The sequence below is a fragment of the Bacteroidales bacterium genome, from assembly GCA_021648725.1.
In the GTDB taxonomy this organism is placed as follows: domain Bacteria; phylum Bacteroidota; class Bacteroidia; order Bacteroidales; family JAADGE01; genus JAADGE01.
The window spans coordinates 17,321-28,189 of record JAKISF010000038.1; the positions used below are offsets into that span (position 1 = coordinate 17,321).

Annotated in this window: 9 protein-coding genes and 1 other RNA gene; 6 read left to right on the forward strand and 4 right to left on the reverse strand. The window is 29.7% G+C overall.

What is annotated here, in order from left to right; translation table 11 throughout:
- The first annotated feature begins 1 nt into the window (after position 1).
- The gene (nrfD, locus tag L3J35_12005; protein ID MCF6366913.1) at positions 2-1,213 is read left to right on the forward strand and encodes a polysulfide reductase NrfD; all 1,212 of its coding nucleotides are present in this window, start codon (positions 2-4) and stop codon (positions 1,211-1,213) included.
- Positions 1,214-1,370: 157 nt separating this feature from the next.
- Positions 1,371-3,038, forward strand: a complete 1,668-nt coding sequence (locus L3J35_12010) for a hypothetical protein (GenBank protein ID MCF6366914.1) — start codon at positions 1,371-1,373, stop codon at positions 3,036-3,038.
- A gap of 55 nt (positions 3,039-3,093) precedes the next feature.
- Here the strand turns inward: L3J35_12010 and L3J35_12015 are convergent, their stop codons facing one another.
- Positions 3,094-4,548 (reverse strand): hypothetical protein, encoded by a 1,455-nt coding sequence (locus tag L3J35_12015; GenBank protein MCF6366915.1) that lies wholly within the window; start codon positions 4,546-4,548, stop codon positions 3,094-3,096.
- Positions 4,549-4,698: 150 nt separating this feature from the next.
- On the opposite strand from L3J35_12015, the gene argS reads away from it, so the two are divergent.
- The gene (argS, locus tag L3J35_12020; GenBank protein ID MCF6366916.1) at positions 4,699-6,495 is read left to right on the forward strand and encodes an arginine--tRNA ligase; all 1,797 of its coding nucleotides are present in this window, start codon (positions 4,699-4,701) and stop codon (positions 6,493-6,495) included.
- Positions 6,496-6,518: 23 nt separating this feature from the next.
- Entirely contained in the window at positions 6,519-7,067 is a 549-nt protein-coding gene (locus L3J35_12025) for an NUMOD4 domain-containing protein (GenBank protein MCF6366917.1), read from the forward strand.
- A 6-nt stretch (positions 7,068-7,073) separates the two neighbouring features.
- Here the strand turns inward: L3J35_12025 and L3J35_12030 are convergent, their stop codons facing one another.
- Positions 7,074-7,826 (reverse strand): biotin--[acetyl-CoA-carboxylase] ligase, encoded by a 753-nt coding sequence (locus L3J35_12030; GenBank protein MCF6366918.1) that lies wholly within the window; start codon positions 7,824-7,826, stop codon positions 7,074-7,076.
- 70 nt (positions 7,827-7,896) lie between these two features.
- Between L3J35_12030 and rnpB the strand changes: the two genes are divergently transcribed.
- Positions 7,897-8,264, forward strand: an RNA gene (gene rnpB, locus L3J35_12035) — RNase P RNA component class A.
- 16 nt (positions 8,265-8,280) lie between these two features.
- Positions 8,281-9,126: a hypothetical protein gene (locus tag L3J35_12040; GenBank protein MCF6366919.1), complete on the forward strand. Its 846-nt coding sequence runs from the start codon at positions 8,281-8,283 to the stop codon at positions 9,124-9,126.
- Positions 9,127-9,135: 9 nt separating this feature from the next.
- On the opposite strand, the gene L3J35_12045 is transcribed toward L3J35_12040, so the two are convergent.
- Together L3J35_12045 and L3J35_12050 are read right to left on the reverse strand one after the other, a co-directional pair.
- A complete protein-coding gene (locus L3J35_12045) occupies positions 9,136-9,576 on the reverse strand; it encodes a hypothetical protein (GenBank protein MCF6366920.1) in 441 nt (146 codons plus the stop codon).
- A 32-nt stretch (positions 9,577-9,608) separates the two neighbouring features.
- Complete coding sequence (locus L3J35_12050; protein MCF6366921.1) at positions 9,609-10,427, reverse strand: hypothetical protein; 819 nt, start codon at positions 10,425-10,427, stop codon at positions 9,609-9,611.
- Positions 10,428-10,869 lie beyond the last annotated feature (442 nt).

Sequence of the window (10,869 nt, forward strand, 5' to 3'; positions counted from 1 at the left end):
TATGAAAGAATTTGATCATTTATACGATGCATTGTCAAAAGTTGACGGTTTTATTTATCCGAATGAAATAGAATTAAGTTGGTCGCTCGGAATTGTTCTGTATCCTTATATAACCGGGTTAGTTGCAGGAGCATTTATTTTAGCTTCTTTGAATAGGGTTTTTAATGTGAAAGCATTAAAGCCGACTTATGTTATATCATTATTAACAGCCTTAGCCTTTATGTTGGTGGCAACAATGCCTTTAATAACACATTTAGGGAAACCTTTTAGGTTCTATGAAATTATGATAACGCCGCATTTAACATCTGCAATGGCAATTTTCGGGTTTGTATATATTTGGTATTTGATGGTTGTTTTACTTTTAGAAATTTGGTATGATTATCGTGCAGATATGGTAATATGGGCAAAAGAAAGCAAAGGGCTGAAGAAGATTATGTACAAAATACTTACCTTAGGTATAACAGATATTTCTCCTAAAGCATTGAAACTAGATAAAAAACTTGGGTATATTGTTACGGTTATCGGTATTCCGTCAGCATTTTTATTGCACGGATATGTCGGCTTTATTTTTGGTTCTGTAAAGGCAAATCCTTGGTGGTCAACTGTTATGATGCCGGTTATATTCTTATTTTCGGCAATGGTTTCAGGAATAGCACTTGTAATGCTTGTGTATATGCTGCTTTCGTACATCAGGAAAGTAAAGCTTGATATGTTAGCTGTTGATACAATTGCTAAATTTTTGTTTTATGCATTAATTATTGATTTTGTTTTAGAAGGTTTAGATCAAGTACATCGTATTTATGAAGCTGAAGAATCATTTGAAATAATATCTTTGTTAGTTTCCGGAAAACTGAATATTACTTTGCTTATTATGCAAGTTTCTTTAGGAATGCTTGTTCCTATGGTAACATTAGCTGTTCTTCAGTTCTATAAACCAAAAGCAAAAATCAGACAAATCATATATTTAACTATCGGAACATTAGTTTTAGTCGGTATCTTCTTTATGAGATGGAATGTTGTTATAGGAGGTCAACTTTTTTCAAAAAGTTTTTACGGGTTTACCAGCTTTAAATTAGGACTTATAGGAATGGAGGGTGCTCTAATGGGAATTTTTTGGCTTATTATTCCGTTTGTTATTTTAGGATTTCTGTTATGGTTATTTCCTCCGTGGAAAAAATCTAAAGAGCTTGAAAGTATTGCTGATTCTGATTAAACTTTGATAAATTTATATACTTTAAATTAAGCATCTTAAAATCTATTAACATTGTTGTATCAGTTTATATGGTACAGCAATATGGTTTTACGGTAACTGTAAAATAAAGTTATTTAATTTTTATCAATATAATAATTAATCAATAACACTTTATCTTATGGGACTACAAGAAGATAATTATAAATTAACTGAAATTTTAAATCGGCTTGATATTTTAGAACAAAAGGTAGCTGTTATCGAGCAACAAAAAGATATTAAGGTATCAAATGAAGAAAAAATAAAGCCGGATACACAATCTTTGAAATATGAAAATAAGTTAACTGCTCAGAATAATGAAAATAAACACCTGCAACTTGAAAACAAATTCGGTAAATACGGATTAATTTGGACAGGTAATATCATATTATTTTTCGGGCTTATTTTCATGACCCAATCCATTCAAGAGAGCGGGCATCAAATAGTGGCAGGAGTTATCGGATTCTTATCTGTTGCCGCTATATTCGGGCTGTCTGTATATATTCGTAAGTCTTTGCCTTACATTACATTAATATTCAGAATAACAAGTGTTTTATTACTATACTACTTTACCTTAAGGCTACATTTTTTCTTAGAGACCCCGTTAATTTCATCAAAATGGGTATGTATCGTTTTATTGCTTCTGTTAAACGGTTTTCATTTTTTCTTATCTGTAAAATTGAAATCAAAAATGTTTGGTGTAATTGCATTGTTTCTTACAATTACAACTGCAATATTAAGTGATTCAACACATTTTATGCTTTCCCTTATTACTTTCATTTCGATAGTATCCATTTATTTTGTATTTAAAAATAAATGGAAAGCATTATTATCCTTATCAATAATTTTAGTTTATAGTTCATTCTTAATATGGTTAAGCGGTAATCCGGTTGTGGGAAATGAATTTAAGATTACAGAACACCATAGTTACAGTATAATTTATTTATTTATAATTGCATCAGCTTATACATTAATAACTCTTTTACCCAAAAATAAAAAAATATCACCTGACTTTATTCTGACTTGTGTTATTTTAAACGGTATAAGTTTCTCTTTGTTAATTATTCTGTATGTATTAAGCTTTTTTCCCGAAGATTATATTTGGATATTCTTTTCAGTTTTTATTTTTTGCTTGGGTGCTGCTGTTACATTAAAGTTTAAATCTGAATATAAATTTGCTGCACCTCTGTATGCACTGTACGGATTTGTTATGCTTAGTGTTACCGTTTACGGCTACTACCAATTACCGAACTCGTTTTTCATGCTTGCATTAGAAAGTTTATTGGTTGTTTCGATGGCTTTATGGTTCAGGTCTAAATTTATTGTAATTATGAACGGAATTTTGTTTATATTCCTGTTAATTACATATTTATCACTTAAAGATACAGTTGTAAGTATTAATTTTGCATTTGCGATTGCTGCATTTGTTACAGCCAGAATATTGAACTGGAAAAAAGACAGATTAGAAATAAAAACAGAATTTTTAAGAACCACCTATCTTGTTGCTGCATTTTTTATGTTGTTATATGCTTTATATGAAGCATTACCGAAAGAATACATTACTTTGTCGTGGACAGCAGCAGCATTACTTTACTATCTTATAAGCAGAGTATTGAATAATGTGAAATACAGATGGATGGCAATATTTACCTTTATTATTACAGCTCTTTATTTGTTATTTTTTGATTTGGAAAACATAAGTATGGCTCTGAGAATAGTTGCTTTTATGGTTCTTGCAATTATATCAATTACAATATCAATTATTTATGCCCAAAAAAGCAAAAAGGATATAACAGAGAAAAAAGAGTAACGTTTTTTTCCGGTAAAAGAAAAATAAGAGAATTAATTAAATAAAAGTGGAGATTTTATTTTCCGACAAACTCATAACAACCTATATCCGGAGAGTTATTTCCGACTCTGTTTTGATTGTTCAAATCCGTATTTAATAATGCAGGATAAAGGTTTGTAATTTCAAAATTACCGGTATTTATTGCAGGAGATAATTCTGACAGTATAAAATCATAAGCATAATAATCTGCAAAAAGCGGATCTTCATTTATAATATTATTTTTAAAATGGGCAATATCAGTAGTGTTTATATCGCTTGTCGGAGCAATTCTTAATACACAATTATCAAATAAATAATTAAATGTTTCTCCTGCTTCATGCTGTTCAATGCCTATTTCCGTAGAATCATTTCCCCAAATAATGCAATTACCGAAATAAGCATTTACTAACGGATAAATATAAACAGTTCCGTCATATTGAAAATAATTATTTAAATAAACAGAAGGTGCTTGCCTTACGCCTCTCCAGTAGTTTCCTATTGTACTGTGGTAAAACTCATAATTTCCGCCGCGTGTTAATGCAATATTATAATAGCCGCAGTCGGTTATAAGGCAATTTGTTGCAAAAACAGAACTTTCTTGTGTTAAAATACCTGCATAAGAATGATGTTCAAGTTTTGTATTATGAATTTCTAACTGTGTGAAATTTGAATCTCCTGTCGAATCAACCTGAATACCTATAATTGCATTTTTAATTTCTGCATAATTTATATAATTATTTTTACTGAATTTTGTTAACCATATTCCTCCCCATTGTCCTGAGATATCAGAATAATTATCTGTGCTGTCATTTAAAAAAATGGAAGAATGACCGTTTAATCTGTCTGCTTCAAAAATAACAGGATTATTATAAGTTCCGAGAACATTTAATGTTCCTAAAATATAAATTCTTGAATTTCTGTGAGAATAAATTTTAACGCCTTCCTCAATTGTTAAAACTTCATTCTCATTTAAAGCCATTGAATTATAAATTAAATATGGCTTATCGTTTATCCAAGTTTGTGTGTCAATAACAGAGTCATTTAAAAAATGTACATTTTGTCCGAATGCAGTTAAGTGAACAGCTTGTTTATTTTCGTTTACAGTAAATATAATCCGGTCATATTCAATTATATCATCATTTGAAGGGTCTATATTAACATCTACAAAAATAAAAATACTGTCTTGTCCGGCAATTTCAATATCGTTTAAATAATTTCCGGGTGTTCCGTTTATATTTAGTCTGTATTTTGAACTCTCGCCGGTTGCAAGTTTAATTTCTGAAATATTTATCGGTAATTCATGTTTATTTCTTACTATAAAAAATCTGGTTGCCGAACCGATGCCCGTAAATACTGTATCAAACATAACGGTATCTGTATTAAATTCAAGTTTTGCCGAACCGTCTGTAATAAATTTATTTTTCTTGCAAGAAGTCAGAACAAACAAAACAGTAATTGATGCAAATAAGAAAAGTCTAAGTATTAATTTCATTAATCAGAGAATATGTTTAATTGTTTAACGAAAAGCTATTTATTTTAGTCTGTAAAGAAACTTAAAAATAATAAGATTAAAAATAAGTTTAATATATGAATTATTATAATGTCGTTATTATTACTTTTGCCGGCAATTTAGTTTAAGAATATGCAAAGAACAGATAAAAAAATAAAAGACGTTGTCAATCAAATAATTCAAAAACTATACGGAGCAAATGTTCCTGACACGCAAATCCAAATTCAAAAAACAAGAAAAGAATTTACCGGAGATTTCACACTCGTAGTTTTTCCTTTTTTAAGATTTTCGAAAAAATCGCCTGAGATTACTGCTGAGGAAATAGGAGCAGTACTTGTTAAAGATATGAAAGAAGTTGCAGCCTATAACGTAATTAAAGGTTTTTTAAATATTTCATTGTCAGATGATTATTGGGTGTCGTTTTTTTCTGAAATTAAAGATAATGACAGTTACGGATTTAAAGAAATTAAAGAAGATGCTGCGAAAATTGTTATTGAGTATTCTTCTCCCAATACAAATAAACCATTGCATCTCGGGCATATCAGAAATAATTTATTAGGTTGGTCGGAAGCAAAAATATTGGAAGCAAACGGAAATAAGGTTATCAAAATAAACCTCGTAAACGACAGAGGTATTCATATTTGTAAATCAATGCTTGCATGGCAAAAACTTGCAGCCGGTAAAACTCCCGAAGATTCAAAAATGAAAGGCGATCATTTTGTAGGCGATTATTATGTGGCATTCGATAAAGAATATAAAAAGCAAATAGCAGAGCTTGTTGCCGGCGGAACGGATGAAAAAGATGCAAAAAACGAAGCTGCTTGGATGAAAGAAGCTCGAACTATGTTGAAAGAGTGGGAGAGCGGTAAACCGGAAGTTCGTAAATTGTGGGAAACTATGAATAATTGGGTATATTCCGGATTTGATGAAACGTATAAAAAACTCGGTGTAAGCTTCGATAAAATATATTATGAATCCCAAACTTACTTACAAGGAAAAGAGGTAATCCTAAATGCACTCAATGAAGGTAAGTTACAGAAAAAAGAAGACGGAACTGTTTATATTGACCTTACAAAAGACGGTCTTGACGAAAAAGTTTTGCTTCGCTCAGACGGAACTGCTTTATACATGACGCAAGATATAGGAACCGCAATTTTACGATATGAGGATTTTAATTTTAACGAATCAGCCTACGTCGTAGGAAATGAACAAGATTATCATTTCAAGGTTCTTAAAATTGTATTGGAAAGATTAGGATACGATTGGGCAAAAAACATAAGTCATATTTCTTACGGAATGGTTGAATTGCCTGACGGAAAAATGAAATCAAGAGAAGGAACGGTTGTAGATGCCGACGATTTGGTTGATGAAATGATAAAAACCGCAAAAGAAAAATCTGATGAGCTCGGAAAATTAGAAGACTTCTCAGAAGAAGAGAAAAATGAAATTTTCAGAAAAATAGCACTCGGAGCCTTAAAATATTTCATATTAAAAGTTGATGCAAAAAAGAATATGACATTTAATCCCGAAGAATCTATTGATTTTAACGGAAATACAGGACCTTTTGTTCAATATACTTATGTTAGAATACAATCAATGTTGTTTAAAGCAGAAAATAAAGGTGTAATTGATTATAATTATAATAATGTTGAAAAACTTGAGCCTTCTGAATTATCGCTGTTAAATCTAATATATGATTTTGAAGATGTAATTGAGGAAGCCGGTAAAAGACGTAACCCGTCTGTTGTTGCAAGTTTTGTTTATGACTTAGCAAAGGAATATAATCGTTTTTATCATGAAATACCGCCTATTTTAAAAGAAGAAAATAAAGATTTAATGAAATTCAGATTAAGCCTTTCTGAGAAAACAGCAGTAATAATTAAAAACTCATTAGATTTGTTGGGAATTGAAGTGCCTGAAAGGATGTAAATTTATTTTTTAACAAATACAAAATGGAAAATAAATATTGGAACGAACAGTGGAAAGATGTAATTTTTGAAGGAAGCATTTCCGATAATGAGATATACAAAATCTCAAATTACGGCAGAATAAAAAGCTTTAAAGTAAACAAAGAAGAAGGTATAGTAATAAAACCTAATTTATTTAACGGCTATTATCGTATTTCACTTATCCAAAAGTCAAAAAAAAGAACTGCAAGATATATTCACAAATTAGTAGCAGAGACATTTATTCCGAAAAATAATGAAGACCAAAAATATGTAATTCATAGAGATTATGACAAAACAAATAACAGAACTTATAATCTTGCTTGGGCAACAAAAAAAGAAAAAGAAGATCATCAATTCAGCAATCCGATATACAAAAATAAAATAAAGCGAACTTATGCAAAACTTGATGAAAGCAGGGTAAGGTTGATTAAGAAGTTAATAAACGATCCAAACAGAAAAACAAGGATGAAAATGATTGCAAAACGTTTCGGAATTTCTGAAATGCAATTATACAGAATAAAATCAGGCGAAAACTGGGGAACTGTTAAATAGGAATTATTATAACTCCGAAACAGGTAAAAACCCAACTTCTTTAAAATTATAAAACTTTTTTTCTTTTGTTAAAGTTTCAATAATCAACTTGCCTTCGGGTAAAGTCCCTGATATTTTACCTTTAAATATACCTGCATTATCTTTAAAGTCGGAAAACTCATTTATTTTATATAAATGTTTATGATACAAATTATCAATATCAAAAAACAGTTTATTTCTTAAAAGTTGATACTTTTTATATATAGAATTAAGTAATAATAATAATTCCGTTTCTAAACAGAAGTCTTTTTTCTTAATATTCGAAAGAGAAATTGCATCAGGCAAATATTCAGGAAATTTTTCTTGGTTAATATTCAGTCCTATTCCTATAATTGAGTTTTTAATTGATAAACCGGCAATTGAATTTTCAATAAGAATACCGCAAATTTTTTTATCATTAAAATAAATATCATTCGGCCACTTTATCTTGAAATTAATATTCTTAGAATTTAAATATTCAACAATTCCCAAAGAAATAACTTTTGATAAATAAAACTGTTCCGTTGCTCTAAGAAAAACAGGATAGGTTATGATGCTGAGTGTCAGATTTTTACCCGTATCGCTAAACCAAGTATTATTTCTTTGCCCTTTGCCTGCAAGTTGTTCATTTGCAGTAATAACAGAGAAGTCAACAATTTTTCTGTTTAGTAACAATTCTTTTGCAAAGTCGTTTGTAGATTTTACAATTTGTTGCTTGATTATATTAAATTTTGATTTCATTATAGGATACAAAAGAAACTAAAATATTATTAAATTTAAAAGATAGATTAAAAACATTTATATTTGCACGGCAGTCGGTTGTTCTGTCGCTGTTTTGAATTTATTCAGGAGAGAGGAAAGTCCGGACAACAAAGAGCATTTCACTTCCTAACGGGAAGATGTTCGTGAGAGCATAGTAACGAAGAAGAAAATAACCGCCCTGAACTTGTTTTAGGGTAAGGGTGAGAAGGTAAGGTAAGAGCTTACCGGTGCCGTCGGTAACTTCGGCAGCCGTTCGTCTTGAAAGTTGCAATCTCATGTATATCAGCGTTTGAGGGTTGCTCGCCCGATGTTGAGGGGTTGAGAGCTAAAGTTATAATGTGAGTTATAACGAAGATAAATGACAGAACTTTAAACTTGTTTTAAAGACAGAATCCGGCTTACAGACCGACTGCATTTTTTAAAACAATTTATTATGATAAAAATTACAGAATCACCTCGCGATGCAATGCAGGCATTAAAACAATTTATCCCTACCGAGAAAAAAATTGATTATATAAATTCTTTATTTAAGGTCGGTTTTAACATTGTTGATGTAGGCAGTTTTGTTTCTGAGAAAGTTGTTCCGCAAATGAAAGATACGGGAGAAGTGTTGGATAAAATTGAGAAAACTAACGGAACAAAATTATCTGTTCTTGTCGGAAACAAGCACTATGCAAAAATTGCGTCCGAATATGATATTGTTGACTATTTAAATTATCCTTTCGGTATTTCTGAAATATTTCAAAAGAAAAATATGAACTCAGGTATTGAGAAATCATTGAGAACTGTTGATGAAATTCTTAATATTTGTATAAATAAAAATAAAATACCGCATATTACATTAGCTGTAGCATTCGGCAACCCGTATGATGACGATTGGGGAATTGACATATTAATGGATTGGATTGAAATATTATACGAAAGAGGAATCAGATATATTCCTTTGGCTGATACTACGGCATCAGGAACTGCTCATTTAATCGGTTTGGTTTTCGACAATGTGATTCGGGAATATCCTGATGTTGAATTTAATTTGCATTTACATACAAAAAGTGAGGATACAATTTCTAAAATTGAAAAAGCCTATGAAGCAGGTTGTTGCAATTTTGATACTGTATTTAACGGAATGGGCGGTTGCCCGATGACGGGTAAAGACCTTGTGGCAAATCTTAATACAACAGATTTTATTAATTGGTTAAATGAAAATAAGATTTCTAATAACATAAAAAACAGCTTTTTTGAAATTGCTGTCAAAAAAGCTGTTGATATATTCTCTTAATTTATAAGTTTAAAATGAAAACCCTACAATAACGGCAACACAGCCGCTTTGAGGTTTTTTGTCTTTTTCTGCATCAGGAACTTCTACAGATATAATTAAATTTTGATTTTTATCTGAAATAAAGTCCCAACTTTCCATTTTATCTACATTGCTGTCGTATAATGTTTGTCTTTGAAAGTTAGTAACTTTAAAGTTTAATTTAGGCATATTATCAGCACCTATTACTACAATTCTGTAATTTCTGCCTTTAAAGAATGATTTGTAAATATCAACGTCATCACCTTCTCTTAAAGGAAGTGCATTAAATCTTGCCTCAGGAATATATTTACTTGTATCTAAATATGTAAAACCTTTATGTTTAACCAAATCAATACATTGAGCTTCTGATTTATTAAAAGCAAAAATTGAAATTATTGAAATAACTAATATTCTTGTAATTATTTTGTTCATTGTATAGAATTTGAGTTAAGATTTAATTAGAATTAAACAATATAATTCATTCTGACATTTGTAATTAAATCACAAAAACTTTTAAAATTCTCTTCATTCATATTCTCTTCAAGCAAAATGTATGCCTTATAAATGTTGTCAATGTCTTCTTTTAATGATAATAAAACTTTATCATTTTCAACATTTTCTAATGCCATTGTCATTAATTCTAAAGAAATTTTTTGAGCTAAGATACTTTCGGTTAATTGTTTATTTGTTTCGAGAGAACCTTTTGATAAAGAAACGGCAATATATTGAGCTTCAACCCAGCCCCCTATTAAAATCATAGTAGTAATTTTTTGTCGATTATTTTCTTTCAGGTAAGCATCTGTATTCATAAACGACTCATTAATAATACTAATCATTTCTTTTTTGTCAAGTTTAGTATTTTTTATCATATCCAGGTGTCTTTTTTCTATGGAATTTGTAATTCCCAGTTCTTCAGACATTCCTTTAACTACATCAAGATAATTATAAGTTATTTGTTCTTGTTCAAAAAGGCTTGCATAGCTTAAATCAGCGGTATAAATACCGATATTTAATGCAATTTTTGAATTTGTATTATATTTTGCAGAATTATTAGTAGGATTAATTATATCTTTATTAAAATACAAATCAGGGTTATCAATAAGAAAAACAGCCATGTCTGACGGTGCAACCATTGAAACCAATATTTCTTCTCTTATATCAACCAGTTCTAATGTTTCACCATCCAGTTCGTCAATATCTGCATCTTCTCCTGACTTACAGTTTGTTAAGAATAACGCAATAAATCCTAAAAAAATAGATGTTAAAAGTAAATTTTTGTTCATAATAAGTTTGTTTTATTAATCAGAATACAAACATAGTTAAAAAAAGTATTTTTTAAAAATATTAAACTTAATAAATGTCTGATTTTTTATAGAAACGCAATAATTTTAAAATAATTATTTATTTCAATAACTTTTAGTCAATATCTTATTTTATTATGCTTGTAAATCACAACTATCCGAAATTTTATTTTAAAAAAGCCTGAAAATCCCATAATTTTTAAATTTTACCACAAATTAAAAAAAATGGGATTATTCAAGCGAACCAAAAATACAAATAAACCTTTAATTCGACAAATATTAGATTTAGGGAACTCCTAAAACGGAAGTTCATCAGCCTAAAACCTGTCTACCCCTTTGTTTATAGGCAAAGGCTCAGGTTTTGAGACAAAAGTGTGGGCAAGAAAATAAAATCTAAAAAATATATAAATAATTTTGCTACAAT